General features: G+C 57.7%; 24 protein-coding genes. 9 read left to right on the top strand and 15 right to left on the bottom strand.

The annotated features are described in order from the left end of the window. Positions 1-60: 60 nt before the first annotated feature. The 11 genes from KGB18_RS15190 to KGB18_RS15140 all read right to left on the bottom strand — a co-directional run bounded on the left by KGB18_RS15190 (position 61) and on the right by KGB18_RS15140 (position 8858). Positions 61-1344 carry an NAD(P)/FAD-dependent oxidoreductase gene (locus KGB18_RS15190; RefSeq protein WP_223570183.1) on the bottom strand — a complete coding sequence of 428 codons (1284 nt, stop codon included), beginning with the start codon at positions 1342-1344 and terminating at the stop codon, positions 61-63. Between the two features lie 162 nt (positions 1345-1506). After that, complete coding sequence (locus KGB18_RS15185; protein ID WP_201061911.1) at positions 1507-2340, bottom strand: transporter substrate-binding domain-containing protein; 834 nt, start codon at positions 2338-2340, stop codon at positions 1507-1509. A 47-nt stretch (positions 2341-2387) separates the two neighbouring features. Continuing rightward, positions 2388-3116, bottom strand: coding sequence for an amino acid ABC transporter ATP-binding protein (locus KGB18_RS15180; protein WP_123356100.1), 729 nt, complete (start codon positions 3114-3116; stop codon positions 2388-2390). 69 nt (positions 3117-3185) lie between these two features. Continuing rightward, positions 3186-4160 carry an amino acid ABC transporter permease gene (locus tag KGB18_RS15175; RefSeq protein WP_038978993.1) on the bottom strand — a complete coding sequence of 325 codons (975 nt, stop codon included), beginning with the start codon at positions 4158-4160 and terminating at the stop codon, positions 3186-3188. A gap of 131 nt (positions 4161-4291) precedes the next feature. Continuing rightward, a complete protein-coding gene (locus tag KGB18_RS15170) occupies positions 4292-5542 on the bottom strand; it encodes an aspartate aminotransferase family protein (RefSeq protein ID WP_223570182.1) in 1251 nt (416 codons plus the stop codon). A 191-nt stretch (positions 5543-5733) separates the two neighbouring features. Further along, entirely contained in the window at positions 5734-6072 is a 339-nt protein-coding gene (locus KGB18_RS15165; protein WP_027924562.1) for a HopJ type III effector protein, read from the bottom strand. Then, positions 6065-6361: a DUF1244 domain-containing protein gene (locus tag KGB18_RS15160; protein WP_018927179.1), complete on the bottom strand. Its 297-nt coding sequence runs from the start codon at positions 6359-6361 to the stop codon at positions 6065-6067. Before KGB18_RS15160 ends, KGB18_RS15165 begins: the two co-directional genes overlap by 8 nt. A gap of 68 nt (positions 6362-6429) precedes the next feature. Then, positions 6430-6801: a dihydroneopterin triphosphate 2'-epimerase gene (gene folX / locus KGB18_RS15155; protein WP_007901645.1), complete on the bottom strand. Its 372-nt coding sequence runs from the start codon at positions 6799-6801 to the stop codon at positions 6430-6432. A 2-nt stretch (positions 6802-6803) separates the two neighbouring features. Continuing rightward, positions 6804-7379, bottom strand: a complete 576-nt coding sequence (folE, locus tag KGB18_RS15150; RefSeq protein ID WP_095055672.1) for a GTP cyclohydrolase I FolE — start codon at positions 7377-7379, stop codon at positions 6804-6806. A gap of 22 nt (positions 7380-7401) precedes the next feature. Further along, on the bottom strand, positions 7402-8112 hold the full coding sequence (gene folM, locus KGB18_RS15145) for a dihydromonapterin reductase (protein WP_123719988.1): 711 nt from the start codon (positions 8110-8112) through the stop codon (positions 7402-7404). 176 nt (positions 8113-8288) lie between these two features. Then, positions 8289-8858, bottom strand: a complete 570-nt coding sequence (locus KGB18_RS15140; protein WP_123719987.1) for an antibiotic biosynthesis monooxygenase — start codon at positions 8856-8858, stop codon at positions 8289-8291. A gap of 182 nt (positions 8859-9040) precedes the next feature. On the opposite strand from KGB18_RS15140, the gene KGB18_RS15135 reads away from it, so the two are divergent. After that, positions 9041-10036 (top strand): MerR family transcriptional regulator, encoded by a 996-nt coding sequence (locus tag KGB18_RS15135; protein ID WP_223570181.1) that lies wholly within the window; start codon positions 9041-9043, stop codon positions 10034-10036. A 19-nt stretch (positions 10037-10055) separates the two neighbouring features. On the opposite strand, the gene KGB18_RS15130 is transcribed toward KGB18_RS15135, so the two are convergent. Then, a complete protein-coding gene (locus tag KGB18_RS15130; RefSeq protein ID WP_123719986.1) occupies positions 10056-10661 on the bottom strand; it encodes a hypothetical protein in 606 nt (201 codons plus the stop codon). A gap of 54 nt (positions 10662-10715) precedes the next feature. Next, a complete protein-coding gene (locus KGB18_RS15125) occupies positions 10716-11192 on the bottom strand; it encodes a PAS domain-containing protein (protein ID WP_038979000.1) in 477 nt (158 codons plus the stop codon). A gap of 103 nt (positions 11193-11295) precedes the next feature. Here KGB18_RS15125 and KGB18_RS15120 point away from each other — a divergent pair, with 103 nt between their 5' ends. The 4 genes from KGB18_RS15120 to KGB18_RS15105 all read left to right on the top strand — a co-directional run bounded on the left by KGB18_RS15120 (position 11296) and on the right by KGB18_RS15105 (position 14645). Beyond that, positions 11296-11751: a flavodoxin gene (locus KGB18_RS15120; RefSeq protein ID WP_123719985.1), complete on the top strand. Its 456-nt coding sequence runs from the start codon at positions 11296-11298 to the stop codon at positions 11749-11751. A gap of 186 nt (positions 11752-11937) precedes the next feature. Beyond that, a complete protein-coding gene (locus KGB18_RS15115; RefSeq protein ID WP_123719984.1) occupies positions 11938-12720 on the top strand; it encodes a class II aldolase/adducin family protein in 783 nt (260 codons plus the stop codon). Then, on the top strand, positions 12721-13623 hold the full coding sequence (locus KGB18_RS15110; protein WP_223570180.1) for an alpha/beta fold hydrolase: 903 nt from the start codon (positions 12721-12723) through the stop codon (positions 13621-13623). 110 nt (positions 13624-13733) lie between these two features. Continuing rightward, positions 13734-14645: an SDR family oxidoreductase gene (locus KGB18_RS15105; protein ID WP_123719982.1), complete on the top strand. Its 912-nt coding sequence runs from the start codon at positions 13734-13736 to the stop codon at positions 14643-14645. A gap of 50 nt (positions 14646-14695) precedes the next feature. Here KGB18_RS15105 and KGB18_RS15100 read toward each other — a convergent pair whose 3' ends face one another. Both KGB18_RS15100 and KGB18_RS15095 read right to left on the bottom strand, forming a co-directional pair. Then, positions 14696-14953, bottom strand: a complete 258-nt coding sequence (locus tag KGB18_RS15100; protein ID WP_223570179.1) for a hypothetical protein — start codon at positions 14951-14953, stop codon at positions 14696-14698. 13 nt (positions 14954-14966) lie between these two features. Continuing rightward, complete coding sequence (locus KGB18_RS15095) at positions 14967-15431, bottom strand: hypothetical protein (RefSeq protein WP_223570178.1); 465 nt, start codon at positions 15429-15431, stop codon at positions 14967-14969. 689 nt (positions 15432-16120) lie between these two features. On the opposite strand from KGB18_RS15095, the gene KGB18_RS15090 reads away from it, so the two are divergent. From KGB18_RS15090 to KGB18_RS15075, 4 genes are all read left to right on the top strand, one after another. Beyond that, positions 16121-17914, top strand: a complete 1794-nt coding sequence (locus KGB18_RS15090) for a DUF1302 domain-containing protein (RefSeq protein ID WP_123719979.1) — start codon at positions 16121-16123, stop codon at positions 17912-17914. 23 nt (positions 17915-17937) lie between these two features. Then, on the top strand, positions 17938-19305 hold the full coding sequence (locus KGB18_RS15085; protein WP_223570177.1) for a DUF1329 domain-containing protein: 1368 nt from the start codon (positions 17938-17940) through the stop codon (positions 19303-19305). Positions 19306-19445: 140 nt separating this feature from the next. Beyond that, positions 19446-22001 (top strand): LuxR C-terminal-related transcriptional regulator, encoded by a 2556-nt coding sequence (locus tag KGB18_RS15080; protein ID WP_223570176.1) that lies wholly within the window; start codon positions 19446-19448, stop codon positions 21999-22001. A 194-nt stretch (positions 22002-22195) separates the two neighbouring features. Beyond that, positions 22196-24589 (top strand): dermonecrotic toxin domain-containing protein, encoded by a 2394-nt coding sequence (locus KGB18_RS15075; protein ID WP_123719976.1) that lies wholly within the window; start codon positions 22196-22198, stop codon positions 24587-24589. The last annotated feature ends 5 nt before the right edge of the window (positions 24590-24594 follow it).

The following is a 24594-nucleotide window of genomic DNA, read 5'->3' as shown; positions in this document are numbered from 1 at the left end:
CACCGCTATCGCAGGCAAGCCAGCTCCCACAGGTTTTGTGTTACCCGAAGTCGATTGCGATCAACTGCGAAACCGCTCCTGAACAAAGTCCATGACCTTCAACGACTGATAAATCGCATTGGCTGCAACCCGCCCGAACGGTCCTCCGTTCCAGTCCAGCAGGTACGGTTTGAACAACTGATACCGCGCACTTTCCCCGCACACGGCTTCGGCGATGACCCTGCCGCCAATCGAGCCGGTATTCAGACCATGGCCGCCAAACGAGGTACAGGCCCAGACGCCCGGTTCCAATAGCCCCAGGTTAGGCATTTTGTTGGTGGAATAGCCCATCAGGCCCGACCAGGCCAGTTCGATTTTTACCGGCGCCAGTTGTGGATACACCGAGACCATGTCCGCCTTGAGCATGGCCGCCAAGGCTTTTTCGTCCTGTTCGTTGCGGGTGGTGATGCGTCCGCCCCAGAGCAGGCGGTCGCCTTCGACCACGCGATAGTAGTCCGAGGCGCGGCGGTCGTCGGAGAAGGCGGCGCCGGAGTCGAGGACGTTTTTGATCGAGTCGCCCAGGTGTTCGGTCAGTACCACGTAGGTCGCGATGGGCAGGTAGGCGCGGCTGAGTTTCTGCAATTCCGGGCCGCCGTAACCGCCGGCGCAGAACACCAGGTCCTGGCAGCGCACGGAACCGTGAGCAGTCTGGACAATTTTGTCGCTGCCCTCGCAACGCCAGGCCAGCATTTTTGAGTGTTCGAAAATCTGCCCTCCAGCCGCTTCGATGGCGAGAGCCAGACCCAGGCAATAATTCAGCGGATGAAAGTGCAAGGCGTTCGGATCCTCGATGCCCTGGAAATAGCGCAGGGTGTGGGCCCGTTCGCGAACCTGGGTGGTGTCGAGGTAGTTGAGTTCATAGCCGAAGTCGCGGCGCATGGTGTCGATGTGGTTTTTCACGCCTGCGCTGTCGTCGTAACGCTTGACCCTAATCGTGCCGGCAGATGGATCGCAGCCGGGCAGAGCCAGTTCAGCGATGTTGTGGCGCACGATTTCCACGCCTTCGACCGACATTTGAAACAGCGCCCTGGCCTGTTCCAGCCCAAGTTTTTTGCGGATCGCCCCTGACCCTTCAGCCCAACCTGGCGAGACCACGCCGCCATTGCGGCCAGACGCGCCCCAAGCGACTTGATGGGCTTCGAGGATGACCACGTGTTTCCCGCGCCGGGTCAGTTCCAGGGCGGCGGTAAGGCCCGCGATCCCGGCGCCGATGATGCAGACGTCGCAGGTTTCGTGGGTATTCAGTTCGGACCTGGCCGCGCGGGGCAACGAGGTTTGGGAGTACCAGGTGGTGGGGAAGGACATGCTGAATCCTTGACAAGTTGCCGGTCGATTAAGCGAATGCCTGGCTTTTGTGGGAGCGAGCCTGCTCGCGATGGCGGTCTGACATTCAACATTGATACTGAATGTTATGGCCTCATCGCGAGCAGGCTCGCTCCCACAGGTGGGCGGTGTGATCAAGGTCGGTTACTTAACCGTCGAGTAGTCCACGCCGTACCACTTGGTCGACAGTTTGGTCAGCGTGCCGTCCTTGTGCATCGCGCCGATGATTTCACCGAGTTTGGCTTTCAACTCCGCGTCACCCTTGTCAGTGGCAATGGCCAGTGGTTCGTAGAACACCACGCCGTTGTCGACGGCCCGCAGCGGATAATTCTTCTTGATGGCAGCTTCCAGCGTGCTGCGCTGAGTGAGGATGCCGTCGAGACGAACGCCATCGCCCAGGCGCAGGTCATCCAGCGGCCCGAGGGAACCGGCATAGGTTTTCATCTTTGTGGTCTGTACGTCGTAGGCGACGGGCGGCATGTCCGTCGCTTCGATGGCCAGTGCCTGGTTCAGGTAATCCTCGGAAGTGGTGCCGCCTTCGACACCGATCGTCTTGCCATTGAGGGCTTTGTGGTCGGTGAGTGTGGATTTGTTGTGCACCGCAAACACGTAGGGCACGTAGTAATAAGTCGCGGGAAAGTCGAGGATCCGTGCGCGGCTTTTGGTGGCGGTCATCGAGCCCACGGACATGTCCCAGCGCCCGTTCCACTTGCCAGCGGTGATCACGTCCCAGTCGGGGGTGATGAACTTGACCGCAACGCCGAGACGCTTGGCGATCTCCTTGGAAACGTCGATGTCGAACCCGTCGATTTCATTCTTGTCGTTGATAAAACCCTGGGGTGGCCAGGTTGCCGAAGTGGCGACGGTCATGGTTTTGCTGCTTTGGATTTTGTCCAGTACGGCTCCGGCGTTGGCGGCGCCGACGAACAACAGCGACATGGCGGCTGCGAGGGTAAGTACGTGTTTTTTACTGAGCATGTTCATCTCCACTTCTCGTTATTGTTATGCGGGGGTAAAAGCAGTTCTCAGTGACCGATGATTTGCGACAGGAATTGCTGCGCGCGTTCGGTCTGTGGGTTGTTGAAAAATTCGGCAGGGGTGGCTTGTTCGATGACCTGGCCCTGGTCCATGAACAGCACGCGATCGGCGACCTTGCTGGCAAAACCCATTTCGTGGGTCACGCAAATCATGGTCATGCCGTCGGTGGCCAACTCGCCCATGACGTCCAGCACTTCGTGAACCATTTCCGGGTCCAGGGCCGAGGTCGGCTCATCGAACAGCATGACTTTGGGGTTCATGCACAGCGCTCGCGCAATCGCCACTCGCTGCTGCTGACCACCGGACAATTGCGACGGGTACTTGTGCGCATGCTCGGCAATTCGCACTCGCTCCAGATAAACCTGAGCGCGCTTTTTCGCCTCGGCGGACGATACGCCTTGCACCAGTTGCGGGGCCAGGGTCAGGTTGTCCATCACGCTCAAGTGCGGGAACAGGTTGAAACTCTGGAACACCATGCCGATCTCCCGGCGCACGGCGCTGACACTGTCTGCCTCGCTGGTGAGGGTGATGCCGTTGACTTGAATGTGGCCTTTCTGGAAGTTCTCCAGATGGTTGATGCAACGAATCATCGTCGACTTGCCCGAGCCCGACGGACCGCATACCACCAGAATTTCACCCGTGGCGACATTCAGATCGACATCGCGCAAGGCGTGAAAATTGCCATACCACTTGTTCAGGCCGGTGATGGAAATCATTGAGGGGCTGGTCTTCACCGCAGGTGCCAGGTCGAGTTGCTCAGCGGTATTGGTTCGAGTCATCACGCATCAACCCCTTGCAATGGATCGGTTGACCCGTTTTTCGATTCGCGCCTGCACCCGTTCGAGGATGAACGACAGGGCCCAGTAGATCATCGCGGCGGTGATCAGCATTTCCAGGTGGCGGAAATCCGCGCGACCCTGGGTCTTGGCCAGATACATCAATTCCCAGACGCCGATCACCGACACCAACGAACTGTCCTTGAGCATGGCGATGAACTGGTTGCCGGTGGGCGGGATAATCACCCGCAAGGCTTGCGGCATGATCACCCGGCTCAGGGTCTTGAACGGGTTGATGCCCAGCGCCCGTGAAGCTTCCCACTGGCCTACCGGAATACTCTGGATGCCCGCACGGAAAATCTCCGTCATGTAGGCGCCGTAGCACAGCGACAACGCCAGGATGCCGGCCGGCACCGCATCGACCACATAGCCCAGCTGCGGCAGTCCAAGGTAAATCAGGTAGATCTGGATCAGCAGCGGAACACCGCGGAAGAACGAGGTGTAGAACGAGGCGATGGCATTGGCCAGGCCGTTGTTCGACAGCTTGGCCACGGCACCGATCAACGCCAGCACGAAGGCAATCACAATCGCGATGGCGGAGATGTACAGCGTGGTGGCGGCACCCTGGATGATCAGGAAACCGATCTTGTCGAGGATGAAGCTGTAGGAAAGGTCGAAGGTGTCGAAGAATGCCAGGAACAGGATCAGCAGTTCGATCCAGACCACGGTGGTCTGCACCTTGAACTTCAAGCGCCCGAGGACGTGGAAGTTCAGCGTACCCAGTGCGGCAATCGCCAAGCCAATGGCAATGTTACGAGCGGTCAGGCCGTCCGGGGCATTACCCAACAGCGGATGCAGGAAATGACTGAGGGCGCTGTTACCCAGGTTCATCAGGTAGGAACCGAGGAACAGCACCACGGCTACGCCAAGCAGGAATTGAGGATCATTGGACTTTTTCTTATAAATTATATTGTCGTGATACATGACTGCCTCAGGCTTGTAGGTGGTAGTGATCTCGCTTGATAAAAGGGGTATCTGGTCAGTATTGCGGCGCAAAATCGGGGACTACAAGCGAACATAATTCGCTACGTCAGTCCCGGATCGCAGTTTGCTGTTCAGGAAAGCTTTGCCAGGCATGCCTCAAGGATATCCAGCCCTTCCTCCAGCACGGCGGCCTCAGTGGTCAATGGCGCCAGTAGACGAATGATGTGGCGCGACTTGCCGCTGGGCATCAGCAGCAAGCCCGAGTCGCGCGCCAGTGCCAGCAGCTGTGTCAGTTGCGCCGAGGCCGGTGTGCCATCGGCATTGATCAGCTCGATGCCGCGCATGGCACCGACGCCGGTCAAGCGGCCCAGATACGGTGACAGTTCGCGGGCTCGCCAGGATTCGTAGCGGCTGACAATCGCCTCTTCCTGTTGCGAGCCCCAGGCGTGCAGGTGTGCATCACTCATTTCGTCCAGGGTCGCCAACGCGGCGGCGCAGGCGATGGGATTGCCCGAATAGGTGCCACCCAATCCGCCCTTGGGCAAATTATCGAGTAGCGACTTACGCCCGACCACCGCACCCAGCGGTACGCCGCCAGCAATGCTTTTGCCCAGCAGGATCAGGTCCGGCTCAATGCCCAATCGCGAGAACGCAAACCGCTGGCCGGTGCGGCCGAAGCCGGACTGGATTTCATCAGCGATCAGCAGGATGCCTTTGTCATCACAGAAGCGTCGCAGCGCCTGGGCAAATTCCACGTCCATCGCCAGGAAGCCCGCCTCGCCCTGCACCGGTTCGACGATAAAACAGGCCACGTCATCAACGTCGATCTCGACGCTGAACAGCCGCTCCATCGCCTTCAGGGCCTCGGCGCAGGTCACGTCATTGTCTTTGCTGGGGAAGGGCAGATGGAACACCGGCCCCGGTAGCACACCGACTTTCTGCTTGTACGGCGCGACTTTGCCGTTGAGGTTCAGGGTGGCGAGTGTGCGACCGTGGAAGGCGCCGTCGAAGGCGATGACTGCCGTGCGACCGGTGGCGCCACGGACGATCTTCAGGGCGTTTTCCGCCGCTTCCGCGCCGCTGTTGGTGAGCATGCCGCTGACCGGGTAATCCACCGGAATAAACGCCGTCAGGCGATCCATCAGTTCGAGGTAAGGCACATGCGGGGCGGCGTTGAACGCGTAGTGGGTCAGCCGGGTGGCCTGTTCGCGAATGGCCTCGACGATGCGTGGATGGCAATGGCCGAGGTTCAGCACGCCGATACCACCGACAAAATCGATGTAGCGTTTGCCGTCGGAGTCCCAGACCTCGGCGTTTTTACCGTGGCTGAGCGTGACGGGGTGAACGATGTTGATTGACCGACTGATGTTTTCGCTGCTCATGGATACCGGACTCAGAAGAAGGGTTTCTTCTTTTTATCTAAGCCGCGAGCAGCGGTGCCCGGCAAACGAAATAAAGTTGCCGGGTCAATATTAAAAGTCGGGATGTGGTTTCGGGATTGAAATATCAAAGACGCGCAGGCTTCTGTAGGAGCTGGCGAAGCCTGCGATCTTTTGATTTTGATCTTCGCCAATCAGCGGCGAGTCAGCGGCTGCTGAGTGAACTTCACACCGGCCAAACCATGGGCGATCAGCGCGCGGATATTGCCGTGGTCGCTGCCTTCAGGCGTGGCCACCACCGAGCGGTAATGCTCACCAAATGCCAACAGCGCTTCTTCATCGCTCAGACCTTCCAGCAATGCCAGACCCAGGGTCTTGCACGAACCTTCGTTCTGCCCGGCGGCGTTTTCCACACCGCCGTTATTGAACGCCTGGGGCTGATAGTCGTAACCGGCGGCGATGAACGCCAAGGTATCGGCGAAAGCGTGTTCGCCGCTCTTGAGGCTGGCGCGCAGGGTGTTCAGATCACTCATTGGGTTTTCCTTTGGCGAACGCCGCTTGCTGGTCGGCGCTGGCTTCTTTCTGGTATTGGGCTTTCCACTCGGCGTACGGCATGCCGTAAACCACTTCGCGGGCTTCATCGAGGCTGACGTCGATCTGGCGTTCGTCGGCGGCGGCCTTGTACCACTTGGACAGGCAGTTGCGGCAGAAACCCGAGAGGTTCATCAGGTCGATGTTCTGCACGTCCTTGCGGCTGTCCAGGTGGGCAACCAGCCGGCGAAAGGCGGCGGCTTCAAGTTCCAGGCGTTGTTGATCGTTCATGATGGGCTCTGTGCAATCAAATCGTGGCGCGGATGATAAAAGCCTGGCGACCGATGCGCCAGACGCGGTCAGCGGCTCGCGGCCAGGGTAATCGATACCGACTCGGCGAAGCGCAAGGCATGGGGCTTGTCGACTTCGACTTCGGCGTACAGCACCGACTCGTTGACCATGATCAGGTCCAGCAATTCCTGGGTCAGGCGCTCGAGCAGGGCAAAGCGATTGCCCTCCACGTGGGCGATGATTGCCTTGGTGATGGTGCGGTAATTCAACGCGTGATCGATATCGTTGTCACGCACTGCATCCTGGGCGGCGTACAGAATGGTCAGGTTGATCAGCACATCCTGCTTGTTGAGGATTTCGTCCTCGTTGATCCCGATGAAAGTTCGCAAACACAGGTCCTTGACCCGGATGCGTGCCATTCCTGGTTGAAGTTGTGGCATTGCTACTTGCTCCGTCCAATCAATTGCAGGAACTCCTGGCGGGTATTACTCGACTCGCGGAAGGCGCCGAGCATCACCGAGGTGTTCATGGTCGAATTCTGTTTTTCGACGCCGCGCATCATCATGCACATGTGCTGGGCTTCGATGACCACCGCGACACCGGCGGCGTCGGTCACTTGCTGCACTGCGTCGGCGATTTGCCGGGTGAGGTTTTCCTGGATTTGCAGTCGGCGGGCGAACATATCCACAAGCCGCGCAATCTTCGACAGGCCCAGCACCTTGCCCGTTGGAATATAAGCCACATGGGCCTTGCCGATGAAGGGCAGCATGTGATGTTCACAGAGCGAGTACAGCTCGATGTTGTCGACGATGATCATTTCATCGTTGTCTGAGGCAAACAGCGCGCCGTTGACGATTTCTTCGACACTTTGTTCGTAGCCATGACACAGGTATTGCATCGCCTTGGCGGCGCGAACCGGGGTGTCTTGCAGTCCTTCGCGGTCGGGGTTTTCACCGAGGCCGATCAGAATCTCGCGATAGCTCTGGGACAGGGTGTTCTGAGGCAGGAATAACGTCATGGGACATCCTCGCGGGAGTGGCTTATTTGACGTGCCGTCCGCCGTTGACGGTCAGGGTCGTGCCGGTGACATAAGGGTTGTCGAGCAAATAGCGCAGGCTCTGGTAGATCACTTCGCTGCCGGGCTCGATGCCCAGTGCCGATTTGGCCAGAACCCTGGCGCGGTACGCCGCGTCGTCGTCGGGATTGAACAGTAGCAGGGCTGGGGCGATACCGTTGACCTTGATGCCGGGCGCGTATTTCGCGGCAAAGGACAGGGTCAGGCTGTCGAGCCCGGCTTTGCTGGCGCAGTAGCCGATGTGCTTGCTGCTGCCCCTGCGGGTCACATCATCGCTGATGTGCACGATGTCTGCAGGACTTGAACGCCGTAGCAGGTCGGCGCAGTGCAGGTTGATCAGGTAAGGCGCCAGCATGTGCACGCTGAACATTCGTGTGAAGGCTGCGGCTTCGGTACCCGAGGGTTCGGCCAGCCATTCAGAAGCGTTATGAACAATCGCCCGCAAACTGTCGGTGTGGTTTTTCAGTTCGCCGATGAATGCAAGGATACCGGCCTCGCTGGAAAAGTCCGCAAACACCGCAGTCGCCCCCAGATCGCGAAGGGTTTGCACACCAGGCCGTTCGCTGCGGTAGCTGAAAATGACCGGATGGCCGTCGTCGAGCAAACGCTGCGCACAGTGCAGGCCGACACGCTGGCCGGCACCGGTGATGAGGATTGGGGCTGCGGTAGAGGTCATGAACGGCTCGCGTCGCGGTAAGAGCAAAACTATACCAGCGACGGGAGTTGTTCACCTACGTCCTGCGATGGCCTTGCTTTTGTCGGAGCAAGGCTTGCCCGCGAAGGAGACGACTCGGTCTATCTGTCAAACCGTGTCATCGTTCTTCGCGGGCAAGCCTCGCTCCTACAAAGGGGTTATTGATTTTGGGGGGTGGGTTCGGCGGGCACCGGACGTGCCGATGGGGTTTGCAGCCACCCGGCCAGCAGACGAGTCGACAGCGGAATGAAGAAATACACCATCAATGGCGTCAGGCACAGGGTGCTGACAAACACGCGGGTCAGCAAACCCGTTTCAGCCAGCAGCGGCCCCAATACAAAGTTGAACAACAGGGAAACCGGAAAGAACGCCAGCCAGATAGCCACCGCCTGTTTCCAGCGTGGCGGGCGTTGACCGACCGCACCGAACCAGCCATCGATGCCACTGACCCGATGTTCCGAAGGGTTGGCAAACAGATCACTGCCGCGTCCCAGCCAGGCAGTGCGCGATGCGGAATGCTCCCAGGCGTGCATGGTCTGCTCGTCGGCGAAGCGAAAGATAATCTGGAATTCGTCATCGTCGGGCGGCGGAGCGAGCACACCAGAGCCGAGGTAACCGGGGAAGTCGGTGGCCAGTTGTTCGCCTTCGCGCAACCAGGCCATGAGGTCCTGATAACGCCCATTGGCGACGCGGCGCGCAACCATCAGCGTGACGGGTGAGGTAGACATTTTGTATCTCCGTATTACAAACGCGTCGCTCCGGATAGGAGCTTCGCTGGACACAACGCCGGGGTAGTGGGCTGCATCTCAAGACAAGCAAGGATTATTCCTGATTATGCCTTGGACGTCTGTGACGTCTGTGCCAATTAGACCAGCTACGTGTTGATCACTACTGGGACAGGAGAGTTAGAATGGATCCAAATTTATACATGGACGTAGATTTCAAGATGCCTGTGCTGACCGACGTTGCACCTGGCTTGCCCTCTATCACCTCCCTGATTCGAGAAGAGCTTTTTCCGATTCGCGAGGTCGCGCGCCTGACAGGGGTCAACCCGGTCACGCTACGCGCATGGGAGCGGCGGTACGGGCTGATACAGCCCACGCGCACCGAAAGTGGTCACCGTTTGTATTCGATGACCGATATCGAACGTGTTCGCAGCATCCTCGGCTGGATAGAACGCGGTGTCGCGGTCAGCAAGGTCGGCAAGATACTGGCCAAGACTGAACCGCTCAAGGTGCTGGCGCAGGTCATTCCCAACGAACTCGTTCAAGCCGACTACGGCCAATGGCGGCAGCGGGTCAAGGCAGCGGTGAGTGCTTTTGACGAAGTTCAACTGGAGCAAGTCTACGGTCAGATTTTTTCCAGTTACCCACTGACCGTGGTGTTTCAGGACATTCTGATTCCAGTCTGGAAGCTATTGCTACAACGCCATGAAGCGTTCGGTCAGATCAGCGAGTGGCTTTTCCTGGATGGTTTTCTGCGAGCTCGAGTGTTGCAACGCCTGCTGCTGGTACGTGTCATGCAACCGCGACGAGTGATTGTCTGTGCCTTGGCCGATCAATGTCGTGAACTCGATGTGCTGCTCACTGCGCTGTATCTGAGCAGTGTCGATTCGGCTATTCAGTTGTTGGCGATCGGTCAGCCCTTCGACGAGTTGATCCTGATCTGTGAGAAAATCAAGCCCAAGGCACTGGTGCTGGTTTCCAGTCACGCGCCGGCCGGCGAATTGCCTCGACGTTTGAAACGCTTGGCCATGAGCCTGGATTGTCAGGTGTTGCTGGCCGGGGATGCATCGGACCTGGCACAGGAGAGCCTGGCCGGATCATCGATCGGTTGTCTGGGAAACGAGGGGGTGTTGATACGCCAGCGTCTGAAACAGTTCCTGGCGGGAAACCTGGATACCTGAGGCCAGGTAGACGCAGAGATCAGATATGCAGTGCAGGATGAGTCAGACGATGTTGCTGAAGGATGTACTGACGCAGACGTTCGGTTTCGTCCGTGTCGCTCTGGCTCAACTCGTAAGCGTAGAAACCCTGCTCGGTTTCACGCTCGAAGGTGCCGCGCAACGCAATCCGCTCATAACCTGACGGGCTGAACCACAACGCGAAATGCTTTGGCGCCTTGGTCTTGTTGCGAACCTCCAGCAGAACCCCTTTGAACGATATTTCGTGCACCCACATCGTGCCGGGTTGCCCCTTGGCATTTTCCAGCGCCACGGGCTCTTCGAGCACCAGACGCCATGGCCGAATCATCGGTCCGTCTTCATAGATGCTGGGGACGCCGAGGCGTAGATGCATTGCGTGAAATTCATCTTCCACCAAGTGCAGCGGGAAGGTCATTTGCTGATTTTCGAAATTGGCCTGGATAGTGACTTGTTCATGAGCGGCCAGGCGGGTGAGCAAATCACGAATCTGCGAACCGCCGTTGACGAGCAGGCTCGACGTCGCATCTCGCACATTGAGTTGCGGGTTGTGTTGCATGTTCTGGATAAAATCCAGCTCATCCTGCGTCAGGAGTGCGTCGCGCTGCATGATTTGCTCGAAAGGAATAATTACAAAGTCATCGGTGATTGTAGTAAATGACCACTAATTCGCTGATTGGTTTGAGCCGTTCGTCGTTTTGAGGGCGAGAATTTCTGCCTGTGCCTCGGCCAATTGCGCTTCCAGCTGCGCGACTCGCTGCTGCGCCTTGACCTGAGCCGTGACGTCTTTCTGCACCCCGACAAAATAGGTCTGTCCGTCGTGCGGGTTTTTTACCGTGGAAAGCGACAGCTCGTTCCAGAACGGGGTGCCGTCCTTGCGGTAATTCCTGAGGATTTCCCGGCAGGAGCCGCCACTGCCCAACGCTTGGCGAATCAAAGCGAGGGCTGGCTGATCCCGGTCTCCTGCCTGCAAAAAACGGCAATCCTGGTAGAGGATTTCTTCGCTGGTATAACCCGTCAGGCGTTCGAATGCCGGGTTTACGTAAATCAGGATGTTGTCCTGCTCGCCTTCCTTTTCGGCTATCACGATGCCGTCGTTGGAAGCGTCGATCACCATTTGCAGCAGAGAGGCGTTGATCATCGCAGAGTCCTTTGCGTATTGATTGATACGCTGCATTCTAAAAGATCAATGAGGGAGGTGCTGTTAATATCTCCTACTTTTATTTAGATTCAGGATCAGATTGATGAAAGTCGCCATCCTTTCCGGCTCGGTGTACGGCACGGCTGAAGAAGTCGCCCGCCACGCAGCAAGCATTTTGAACGCCGCCGGTTTTGAAACCTGGCACAACCCCCGCGCGACACTCGCCGATGTTCAGGCGTTTGGCCCCGAAGCATTTCTGGCGGTGACCTCGACTACCGGCATGGGCGAGTTGCCGGACAATCTGCAGCCGTTGTATTTCGCCATCCGCGACCAATTGCCGGCGGCTTGGCGTGGTTTGCCGGGTGCGGTGATCGGTTTGGGCGACTCCAGTTATGGCGATACGTTCTGCGGCGGCGGTGAGCAAATGCGTGAATTGTTTGGCGAACTGGGCGTGCGCGAAGTGCTGGAGATGCTGCGCCTGGACGCAAGCGAAACCGTGACGCCGGAAACCGACGCCGAGCCGTGGCTGGCGGAACTGGTCAGCATTTTGCGGGGCTGACCGGCCGCTCGCGCCTTTCATTGGCGGCGATGCTTTGACATGGATCCAGACTCACCCGCGCACTGACTCGCTCGGCCATCAAGCTGGCTGCCAATGCAACTACACGAAGTCCGGGGGCTGACTAGACTGCTGTAACGCAGCAAAAAACAATAAAAATCCAGAAAAATAAAAAAGAGAATCCTTGCCGTGAGCGTAGCCCCCGTCCAATCGCCACACAGCATCAAAGACAAAGTCAGTGCCGCCGAATGGCAGACCCGCATCGATCTGGCCGCCTGTTATCGTCTGGTCGCCTTGCACGGCTGGGACGATCTGATTTTCACGCATATTTCCGCCAAGGTGCCGGGCACTGAAGACTTCCTGATCAACCCGTTTGGGTTGATGTTCCATGAAATGACCGCGTCGAGCCTGGTCAAGGTCGATCAGGCCGGCAACAAGTTGATGGACAGCCCTTACGAGATCAACCCGGCGGGATACACCATCCACAGCGCCGTGCATGAAGTCCGTCATGATGTCGCGTGTGTACTGCACACCCACACCGCGGCGGGGGTGGCGGTATCGGCACAAAAGCAGGGCATCTTGCCGATCAGTCAGCAGTCCTTGTTCGTCCTTTCCAGCCTGGCTTATCACGCCTACGAAGGTGTTGCGCTGAACCATGAAGAGAAGGCGCGGCTGCAAGCCGATCTTGGCGAAAACAATTTCCTGATGCTGCACAACCACGGTCTGCTGACCTGTGGCGGCACCATCGCCGACACGTTCCTGATGATGTTTACCTTCCAGCGCGCCTGCGAGATTCAAGTGCTGGCGCAGAACGGTGGTGCGGAGCTGATCGCCATCGAACCGCAGATTCTGGCGGGCGCCAAGGCGATGATCGCCGGTGTCACCAAAAGTGCTCAAGGGATGGGCGGCGCGCTGGCCTGGCCGGCGCTGCTACGCAAACTCGATAAACAAGACCCGGGTTATAAACTCTAAATGGCCCTCGCCGAGATTCCACTGTGTGTCTGGCGCAAACGCGGCCAGACGTTCGTATTTCGCGGTCAGACCATCCGCTATTGGGCCGCGGGGCAGGGCGAACCGCTCTTGCTGATCCATGGCTTCCCGACGGCCAGTTGGGACTGGCATTACCTGTGGCAGCCGCTGGCGCAGCGCTATCGGGTGATTGCCTGTGACATGCTCGGTTTCGGCAACTCGGCCAAACCGGTGAATCATGACTACAGCCTGCTGGAACAGGCTGATCTGCAACAGGCCTTGTTGGCGCATCTGAACGTTGAGCAACCCGTTCACGTGTTGGCACATGATTATGGCGACAGCGTGGCTCAGGAATTGTTGGCCCGGCACTATGAAACGCGCGCTGATATTGCCAGTTGCGTCTTCCTCAATGGCGGGCTGTTTCCCGAAACCCATCACCCGGTGTTGATGCAAAAACTCCTGCTCAGCCCCTTGGGCTGGATGATCGGGCGAGCCTTTACCCGTGACGCGTTGGTGAAGAGTTTCCAGCAGGTCTTCGGTCCGCAGACTCGGCCCACGGAAAGTGAACTGGATGATTTCTGGAGTCTGGTCGACAGCAATCACGGGCAACGGATCATGCACAAATTGATCAGTTATATCCCGCAGCGCCGTGTCCAGCGTGAGCGTTGGGTCAGCGCCATGCAGCGTGGCGAGGTGCCGTTGCGGGTCATCGATGGCGAAGTCGATCCGGTTTCCGGCGGGCACATGGTGGCGCGCTATCGGCAACTGATTCCCAACCCGGACACCGTCCTGCTGCCTGAGATCGGCCATTACCCGCAGATCGAAGCGCCGGCGCAGGTGCTCAAGCACTATCTGGAGTTTCGCGACCGTCTGGTTTTACCGCCGCTCAAGGTGGCGTGTTCCTGACTATCCCGCTGCCTTATTGCGCACCATTCAGCCGCCCCCGTGTTCATTGTGACCGGCAGCCCTGTGGCTGACACTCGCACTCATTGTCCCTTGGCCTGCTGGAGTTCCCCATGAATGAGTCTGTGCGCTTCGAAGATAAAGTGGTGATCGTCACCGGTGCGGGCGGTGGCTTGGGGCGGGCGCATGCGTTGCTGTTCGCCAAACAGGGCGCCAAAGTGCTGGTCAATGATCTCGGCGGTTCGGCTCAAGGCGAAGGCGCCAATGCATCGGCTGCCGATCGTGTGGTCGCACAAATTCGCGAAGCGGGCGGCACCGCCGAGGCCAACCACGATTCCGTCACCGACGGTGACAAAATCGTGCAACACGCCCTTGATACATTCGGTCGTGTCGATGTCGTGGTGAACAACGCCGGCATCCTGCGAGACAAGACCTTTCACAAAATGGACGACAGCGACTGGGACCTGGTTTACCGCGTCCACGTCGAAGGCGCCTACAAGGTCACCCGCGCCGCCTGGCCACACATGCGAGAGCAAAACTATGGCCGTGTAATCTTCACCGCATCGACTTCGGGCATCTACGGCAACTTCGGTCAGTCCAACTACGGCATGGCCAAACTCGGCCTCTATGGCCTGACCCGCACACTGGCCATCGAAGGCCGCAAGAACAACATCCTGGTCAACGCCATCGCCCCGACCGGCGGCACCCGCATGACCGAAGGCCTGATCCCGCCACAAGTGTTCGAACAACTCAAACCGGAACTGGTCAGCCCGCTGGTGGTGTACCTGGCCAGCGAACATTGCCAGGAAACTTCGGGGTTATTCGAAGTGGGTGGCGGCTGGATGGGCAAGGTGCGCTGGGAGCGCAGCTTGGGCGCCGGGTTTGACCCGCGGGTGGGGTTTTCGCCGGAGGATGTGGCGGCGCATTGGGAGCAGATTTGTGATTTTGAGGGGGCAGCGCATCCGAAGGACAATATTGAAGCGTTGAAGGAAATGATGGGGAATTTGCAGAAGTATTCGATTTAAGGGCAGTGGCCCACCAAGCCGTAAGGATTTGGCTTGGTGGCTCCCTGATTTCAAATGTATCTTTTTTCTATGACGAACTTGGGCGCTTTCCAGTTCGGGCCTTTGATGCATAGCCCTTTTTCACCGTCTACCAATATTCCCGCTTCGTAAAGCTTAGTGTAGGCTTCCTCAAGCTCGCCATGTTGGACCGCTTCACGATTGTGGCGCCTGATCATCATGTCTAGATGTGGGGGAGATCTAAGTAATGCAAATACCGTCACGATATCTTCTAATGATTCGTTTTTGACTATTTCTTTTATAGTACTCATTTTGGCATCTCCTTTAAAAGCTGTTGGTAATCTCTTTCGTCTTGTATGTCTGCTCCTCGAAACCCTTGTAGGCAGGATTTTCACCTTTGTGGGTCAGTGGGTCATGGCCATAATAAAGATTGGCTATTCCTATCTGTTCTTGATGATCTGTCCTTGCTTTGAACAGTTGCAGCTCAAGCGTCCGTAACTCAATATCAAGAGCATCGGTTCCAGGGGGGACCACAGCAGCAACAGCCGCTCTTGTTTTTGCAAGTTCGGCATCGGTTATATGAATGATGTTCTTGATGTTTTCGTTGAAGAGTTCTTCGGTATAAGCATTGTTATCAATCAGCCAATCAGTGGCGGAATCCATTAAGTCATATCCACGATCGGAGTGGTCGGGATTTGATACGCCCCCGGCGCTAAATCCGAAACCAGAGGACGACGAAGGCGTACGAGGTCTACCTCTATGAACAAGGATGTTTTTTTCTTGCGGCATATCGAATTCCTTTCGATTCCAATACTGGAATAGCCATACCGGCATCCAATGATGACGGCCGTTCATGGTCCTGTGTATCAGCGCCATCCAGGGCGCCGAGAAAGACTATAAATTCCAACGTAAAAGCCGGGCAGGTGAGCGTTTCCGACAGTGATGTAGGAAACAAGAAGTTTTATCTCGGAAATAAACCCACATAAAAAAGGCCGCTGCAAACGCAGCGGCCAAAGTAAGACGTTTGATCAAGGAGCAATAAATCAACGTCAGTGAACACAGGGCGATGAGTCGAAAAAATACGCTTCAAATCATCTGGAATCTGTCGCCAACGGGGTGGGTCTATCATCCCCGTCGCTTCGTGCTTTCAGGCCGTTTGCCGTGAAAGCCCGGCAAGAATAAGGGCTTGAGCGCAAAGGAAAAATAGCGATTCCAGACATGCACTGTTGCAGTCTGAGCAACAGTCTTTGGCTGAACCCTGTAGCAGCCTTCGGCAGCTGCCACATGCCCGATTCAACCCGCCTTCCATGCGTTACGCTGATAACCCTCCATCCAGCCCATCCATACCCCGCGCAAACCCGCGTCCCATGCGGGCATTCATCCTTTGGAGGTACAGCGCGAATACCTCCTTGGTGCGCTTATCGCTCCCGGCGTGCGGCAGTAGGGTGAGGCCTTCTGTCACTCACCGGGGAAGACGCATGACAAAAACAACAATGCGCGCCATCTTCAAACCGCAAGCGCTGGCCGCTGCGGTGGCCTTGGGCTGCTGTGCCCAGGCGCAGGCTGTTTCATTCAACATCGGCGAAATCGAGGGGCAGTTCGATTCCTCGTTGTCGGTTGGCGCGAGCTGGGGCATGCGCGATGCCGACAAGTCACTGGTGGGCACCGTCAACGGCGGCACTGGCCAGTCTTCGACCGGTGATGACGGACGCCTGAACTTCAAGAAAGGCGAGACCTTCTCCAAGATCTTCAAAGGTATCCACGACCTCGAGTTGAAGTACGGCGACACGGGCGTGTTCGTTCGTGGCAAGTACTGGTACGACTTCGAGCTGAAGGATGAAGACCGCGAGTTCAAGCAGATCAGTGACAACGGTCGCAAAGAGGGCGCCAAGTCTTCGGGCGCGCAGATCCTTGATGCGTTCGTCTATCACAACTATTCCATTGCCGATCTGCCGGGCACCGTGCGCGCTGGCAAGCAGGTGGTCAGCTGGGGTGAAAGCACCTTCATCGGCAACTCGATCAACAGCATCAACCCGGTCGACGTTTCCGCGTTCCGTCGTCCTGGCGCCGAGATCAAGGAAGGCCTGATTCCGGTGAACATGCTGTTCGCCTCCCAGGGCCTGACCGATCAACTCACGGTGGAAGGCTTCTACCAACTGGAGTGGGATCAGACGGTTCTCGACAACTGCGGCACCTTCTTCGGTGTCGACGTGGCGGCGGACGGCTGCAACAACGGCTACACCGTCGGCAGCCCGGCGATTGCGCCGCTGGCGCCGTTGGCGGCAGCCTTTGGCCAACCTATCCAGGTCAGCCGTGAAGGTGTGATCGTGCCCCGTGGCGGCGACCGCGATGCCCGGGATTCGGGGCAGTGGGGCACAGCCTTGCGCTGGCTCGGTGACGACACCGAATACGGCCTCTACTTCATGAACTACCACAGTCGCACACCGACCGTCGGCACCACCACCGCCGGGCTGTCGACACTGGCCAGGCTGCCGGGAATGATCAGCGCCGCCAACCGTCTGGCTCCGGGCAGCGGCTCGGGCCTGGCCCAAAGCGTGATGCTCGGGCGCGGTCAGTATTACCTCGAATACCCGGAAGACATTCGTCTGTACGGTGCGAGCTTCTCCACCACTTTGCCCACCGGCACTGCCTGGACCGGCGAAATCAGCTACCGGCCCAACGCTCCGGTGCAGGTCAACACCAACGACTTGACCCTGGCGTTGCTTAACCCGATCGCCGGTGGCGCCGCATCGCCTGTCGCGACCCGGCCAGGTGCCGACAACACCGGTTATCGCCGCAAGGAAGTGACTCAGGTCCAAAGCACTCTGACGCACTTCTTCGACCAAGTGCTGGGCGCCCAACGCCTGACCCTGGTCGGTGAAGCCGCGGTGGTACGAGTCGGCGGTCTGGAGTCGCGGAGCAAGCTGCGTTATGGCCGGGATTCGGTTTACGGCCAGTACGGTTTCGGTGGCGATACCGACGGCTTCGTCACTTCTACCTCTTGGGGCTACCGCGCCCGGGCGATTCTCGATTACGCCAACGTGATCGGCGGGATCAACCTCAAACCCAACCTGTCCTGGTCCCATGACGTCGCCGGCTACGGTCCCAACGGGCTGTTCAACGAAGGCGCCAAGGCGGTCAGCGTCGGTGTCGATGCCGATTACCGCAACACCTATACCGCGAGCCTCAGTTACACCGACTTCTTCGGCGGTGACTACAACGTTCTGGAAGACCGTGACTTCCTGGCGCTGAGCTTCGGTGTGAACTTCTGATCTGGCTGAGAAGGATGATGTTAATGCGCAAGATGATTCTGCAATGCGGCGCCCTGGCCCTGAGCCTGTTGGCCGTCAACGTGATGGCGGCGGTCTCGCCGGAAGAAGCCAACAAGCTCGGCACCACACTTACGCCACTGGGCGCCGAGAAGGCCGGCAACGCCGACGGATCGATCCCGGCCTGGACCGGTGGCATTCCGAAAAACGCCGGCGCGGTCGACAGCAAAGGCTTCCTGGCTGACCCGTTCGCCAGCGAAAAACCGTTGTTCACCATCACCGCCGCGACTGTTGATAAGTACAAGGACAAGCTTTCGGATGGCCAGGTGGCGATGTTCAAACGCTACCCGGAAACCTACAAGATTCCGGTCTACCCGACCCATCGCAGCGTGGGCCTGCCGCCGGAAATCTACGAGTCGGCCAAGCGCAGCGCACTGAATGTGAACAGCATCAACGACGGCAACGGCCTGGCCAATTTCACCGGCAATCGCTACTACGCGTTCCCGATTCCGAAGAACGGCGTCGAGGTGCTGTGGAACCACATCACCCGTTATCACGGCGGCAACCTGCGACGCATCATCACCCAGGTGACCCCTCAGACCAACGGCAGCTACACGCCAATCCGCTTCGAGGAAGAGATCGCCGTACCGCAATTGATGAAGGATCTGGATCCGGAAAAAGGCGCCAACGTACTGACCTTCTTCAAACAATCGGTGACCGCGCCGGCGCGCTTGGCGGGCAACGTATTGTTGGTGCATGAAACCCTCGATCAGGTGAAAGAGCCGCGTCTGGCGTGGATCTACAACGCCGGTCAACGTCGAGTGCGACGCGCACCTCAAGTGGCCTACGACGGGCCGGGCACCGCCGCCGATGGTCTGCGCACGTCGGATAACTTCGACATGTTCTCCGGCGCGCCGGATCGCTACGACTGGAAACTGATCGGCAAGAAGGAAATGTACATTCCCTACAACAGCTACAAACTCGACTCGCCGAGCCTCAAGTACGATGACGTGGTAAAGGCCGGGCATATCAACCAGGACCTGACCCGTTACGAATTGCACCGGGTCTGGGAAGTGGTCGGCACGGTCAAGCCGAGCGAGCGGCACATCTACGCCAAGCGCCACATGTACCTCGACGAAGACAGCTGGCAAGTGGCGCTGGCGGATCACTACGACGGTCGCGGCCAACTGTGGCGAGTGGCCGAAGGTCACGCCCAGTATTACTACGATCACCAGACTCCGGCCTACACCTTGGAGGCGCTCTACGACATCATTGCCGGCCGATACATTGCCCTGGGAATGAAGAACGAAGAGAAGCACAGCTTCGAATTCGGCTTCAACGCCAAGTCTGCGGACTACACCCCGTCGGCTCTGCGCGCCGAGGGTGTTCGGTAAGGGTTTTGATACATTGGCATCACCAGAGGCGACCTGCGGGTCGCCTTTTTTATGGGCGCCAATCAGCGTCCTGAATACTTCTCAACAAGCGGGTTATAGAGGGCTAGGGTGGCCGGACAATTATAAAAAGGCACGCCGCAATGACCGCCATGACTCCGTGTCTTGACCGTTCTGGATTCCTGCCCCGCCTGTCTTCTCATCACCTGTCGCGGGCCCGTTTGAGTGAGCCGTTACTGGCCTCAACGGCACGGGTGAAATTGCTCTGCGCACCCGCCGGCAGTGGCAAGAGCGCGCTGCTCGCCGAATGCCTGTTGCAGGCGCCAACCCAGTGCCGGGTGCATTGGTTGCCAATGTCTGGCGTGGCGTCGAGCGCGGCGGATTTTCGTCATCGTTTGGCAGAGACACTGGGGCTGGCCTCATCGGATGAAACCGGGTTGCTGGGCTGTCTGGCACGATTGCAGACGCCGACCTGGCTGTTTCTCGATGATTATTGCCGTCTGCCAAACCCGGAGCTGGATCTGTTACTGGATCGCATGCTGGCGATCAGCAGCCCGATGCTGACCTGGTGGCTGGGTGCCCGCCGCCGGCCACCCTGCAACTGGCCAAGGTTGCTGCTCGACGATGAGTTGTACGAGTGCGAGAGCGCTTCGCTGGCTTTTACCTCGGGCGAAGTCGAGCAGATATTGCAGCCCTGGGTACCGGAGCAGGCCAGCAAGGTGGCCGGTCGGATCATCCAGCGCACCGGCGGCTGGTGTGCCGGTGTGCGGATTGCGTTGCTGCAGAAGTGCGACTGGTCGCGTCAGGACAAACCCCTGGGACGGGCGGACACCTTGCTCGATTATCTGGAGCATGAGTTGTTCAGCTCGCTGACGCCTGAGTTAAGCGAAGCCTGGAGGGTGCTGGCCCATTTACCCCGCTTCAATGCACGGCTGTGCGATCACCTGTTCGGGGCCGGGGAGGGTGCTCAATACTTGCGGACCTTGCAAGCGCTGGGCTGTTTCATCGAACCCTGGCGGGACTCTACCGACTGGCTACAGATTTTCACCCCGTTCACCCAGTTGTTGCGCGATGAGCAATGGCCGGCAGGACGCTCCTGGCATCGGCGTGCCTGCCAGTGGTTCTGTACCGAACAGGACTGGAAGTCAGCCTTTGAACAGGCATTGCTCGCCGAGGAATACGAAGTGGCGGTCAGCCTGCTGCAGCACTTCAGTTTCGAGCATTTGTTCGAGGAGCAGACGGTGGTGCTGTTGTTGCGTTTGCATGAGCAGCAAGGCGAGGAACTGACGCTAGGCAGCCCGCAATTGGTCGGATTGATTACAGCTACGCTGTTATTCGCCGGACGTTTCGAACAGGCGACTGCCTGCATTGCTCATTTGGCGTACTTCACGCCTCAACCCTCGGCGGTGCTTCAGCGTCGATTGATTGCACGCTGGCAGGCCTTGCAGGGTTGGTTGCTGCATTTACAGGGACGAATGGAGGCTTCGCGCGCGCACTTCCTTGACGCGTTGAGCGCGCTCGATCCCGAATGCTGGACAGCGCGCCTGATGTGTTTGTCCGGTCTGACGCAACAGGCATTGCTAAGGGGCGAGCTCGATGTGGCGCAAGCCCACAACCGCGAGGCGCTGTGCCTGGCGCGGGCGCAAGGTTCGCTGGTGTTCGAGGGCTTGATGGAACTCGATCATGCGCAATTGCTGGAGCAGCGGGGAGCTCCGGCCCGCGCCGAGAGCCTGTTGCTCAACGTGCACGAACTGCTCTGCCAGCAAGGGGATCGGCCCACGCCTCTGCTCGGGCGCATCGCCCTGCGACGTGGACGACTGGCGTTATGCATGGGGCAGGAGGAACGGGCCACCGAGTTCTTTCAGCACGGTCTCGACGATTGTCTGCGCAGCCACGACAAACGTGTGCTCTACGGTTTTCTCGGTCAGGCGCAATTGGCGGCCAATCAGGGCGATTACGCCCAGGCCTTTGTTCGCTTGCGCGATGCCGAGCGCTTGATGCAGCAGCGGCAGATTCCGGACACGGTCTACCGAGGAGTGCTGTTGCAGGTCAGTAGTCATTTCTGGTTGCAACAGGGACGTCCCGAACTGGCGCGCGAGGCGTTGAGCCGGGTACTCAAACACTATCGCGGGCCCCGGGCACGACAGGCGCCGCCGGCCACTCTGGAGTTGATTCCACGGATCGAATACCTGCTGATCCTCGCCCGAGTCCGGTTAGCGCCGCAGATGTCTGATGCCACGGCACAGCTTGAGTTTTTGATGACACACGCACAGGCGCGCGGTATGTGGGCGCTCGCCACTGAGTTGCAACTGGCGGTAGCCGAAGCATTGTGGCTCGCCGGCCGTACGGAACAATCCATCGGTATGTTGCAAGAGGGCGTTTGCAGTGTGGAGCGATACCAGGGACAACAGGTGTTGAGAGAGTTGAGACAGCGTCAGGGTGCATTGTTTGAAGCCCGGTCTTCTGTTTTGCCAGACGAACTTATCCTGCGTTCAGGTGAAACAGGTGCATTGAGCCAGCGTGAACGGCAAGTACTGGAGTTAATAGCACTCGGTCATTCCAATCAACAGATTGCAGATGCCCTGTTCATTTCTTTGCATACTGTTAAAACCCATGCCCGGCGTATTCACGGAAAGTTAGGAGTGGAGCGCAGGACGCAAGCCGTGGCAAAGGCAAAGTTACTTGGGTTGTGCGGATGATTTCAGGGCTTTTTAGGCTGTATTGGTTTTTTTGAATTTTGTGTTTTGAGATGGTGTTGTTTTACATGTGGTATTGAATGCGAATATTTGGTATTGGATAGGCAGTTTGTTGTTTGTTTGTTCTGGAATAGTTTTAAAGGAGCCAGCGGTAAAGTTGGTTTTTTTAAACTATACAAAGGACAGAAATTAATATCATGAATACAATTTACTCCGCAGTAAGCGACAGCCGTCCGCAATGGTTTGAGTATGCGAGTGCCGCCGATCAATTACATTACGGAGAACTGGAACAACAGTTGATCGATAGTCGTAACGATCTGGAAAAACAACTCGGGCGTTTCACCAGTCTACAAGTTTATGCCCAGAGCCTGATGAGTCAGGCGCTGCTAATGGAGTTTGGCGCAACCCTTAACCCCGACAACATCACGACCCACTGCCGTTATGTGTTCCAGCAGAACGGTCGAACCTACATTCAGGAGGACAAGCGATCTCTGACCGACTTGCTGCTGCATGGGCTGCATGAGAATGGTCAGCGTGGCCAGATCACTTTCAAGAGCGATGGATTTTTGCCATCGAGCCTAGACCAGCAATGGCTGGAAGAAGTACTTACCACTGACGTACGCGCAGCTTTTGGGGCTGAAATCCGGAGTGTCTACCTGCGAGCAGGTGTGCTGGCGGCCATGAACAATGTCACTCGTGACCGGCTTTTACTGAGTGCATTTGCCGCGAAGCTCCAGGGACATCTCAACGACGATAACCTGCAACTTATTCGACGTGCTGTAGCCGGAGACACGAGCCTGTCGCTGGCGCCTTTGCAGTTGCGTGAAGACACCCGTCCACTTTGTGATGTGGTCGTCGTCGGCCCTCTTGATGGCTATTCGGACGATTGGTTTTTGTACGCGCCGGGAGCGCCCGGTGGTCAGGACTGGCACCGCTTTGCAACCTTCAGGGTGCTGGATCTATCTCTCAGCGCCTGGACGGCGACGGAACAAGGTCGGGATTATCTGGTATGGCAGACTCACGCGCTGGAACGGGAAGAGATTGGTGGTTACCTGAAAACAATCCCGCCACGACCCAACAATTGGCGCGGCGCCAGGCTGGCACCTTCTTTCTATCAAGGAGAGGAAGTGCTGAAGAGTATTGTTTTCAATCATCGGGCATGGCTGGTTGCGCAAGAAGAAAGTCTGACACCCTATGGTTATCGCATTGCCTCCGATGAACAGCGTCAGCGCTTTACGCGACTCAATTGCGAACTCAAGGCTCTGAAAACCCTTGAGGTGCGCCAGGGCGGGTTCATTTCCTACGAGCGGTTTTGCTTCGACCTGATCAAGCAACGAGTCGAACAAGTATTACTGCAACGAGGTGAAAGTTTAGCGGTCAACCCTGACCGGATTTATGTGCAAATCAGTCAGGAACAACAGATGACACTGACTGAACTGATCGTTCGTGAAGTGCATTTTGAAGCCAGCGGCATCGGTCAGCCTCTTTATCCACGCTTCACGTGGGCGACCGACCATCCGGATATCAGAACGCTTGATATCCGCGATATTTCCAGTTGGTCGAAAACATTGCGCCCCGGTGAGAAGTACATCGACATGTTGCGTTCGGTTTATCTCAACCGCTCCAATCCCGAAGGACTGTTAAAGCGAGGGATTTGCATAGGCGCAATGCGTCGTCAGATGACCGTGTCACTCATGCAAGCGGCTTTCACAGGGCGCATACCACCACAGCATGTCATCGAACTCGAGAAGGTTATCGTGGCGTTCGGTTCGATGCAGCCGACCAGTCCCGTCGGTGAAGCGCCTGGCGATGTGCGCCACAGTGCCTTGTTCAAGCTCTTTCTCCGGGATCGTCTGGTGGTGGGGGTATTCGTGTTCAGGCTGCTTGTGGCCGGGAAAGTCGAAGAATACCTGTATACCCCGAATGCACCGGATGGCTGCGAACTGCGTCCCTTCAAGGATTTTGTACCCGCCGTGAAAACCCGGGGCATTGGTGACTATCTGTATGATCGAGTGTTCGCGAAGTACCAGCCGCAGGTTGGTACCTATCTGACAGATCTTGAGCAGTTGGCCAACTTCACAGAAGCGCCAGCGCTGGTGCGCAACAGTCGCGTCACCGATCTGAACGACTGCTACAACGACGTGGTGTACAAGATCATTTCTGATGTCGATGAGGCCACCCAAAGCCTCGGCGAAATCATTGGCGGCCTGGTGTACGACGCTGTCGTGACGGCAGTCAGCGTGATCAGCATCGTCTTTGCGCCTGTGGGTATTGCATTGAGTGCCGCGTTGCTGACCCAGAATTTGGTGCAGGGGGGCGCGGCCTACTCCGAGGGTGACCGGGCAAAAGCCATGGGGCATTTCAAGGAAGCGTTGATTGAACTGGCGTCGCTGGGCAAGGCCGGGATAGGTGGAGCGGGAGCCAGTCAGGTGCAGAAAAATCTCATTGACTTGCTGGGTGATGCGCGAGAGGTCGAAAAATTGTACAGCGCGGCCACAGGCCAACCAGGCTTGGAGGAGCGGGCGCTCGAGGCGATCAAAGAGATCCTGGCCGATCCTGGAAGCTCTGTCAGCAAAACCACCCTTGTGTAATAGCC

Origin of the sequence: Pseudomonas sp. BF-R-26, assembly GCF_019947395.1 — a bacterium.
GTDB classification, from domain to species: domain Bacteria; phylum Pseudomonadota; class Gammaproteobacteria; order Pseudomonadales; family Pseudomonadaceae; genus Aquipseudomonas; species Aquipseudomonas farris.
This window is presented reverse-complemented; position numbering and strand designations above follow the sequence as displayed.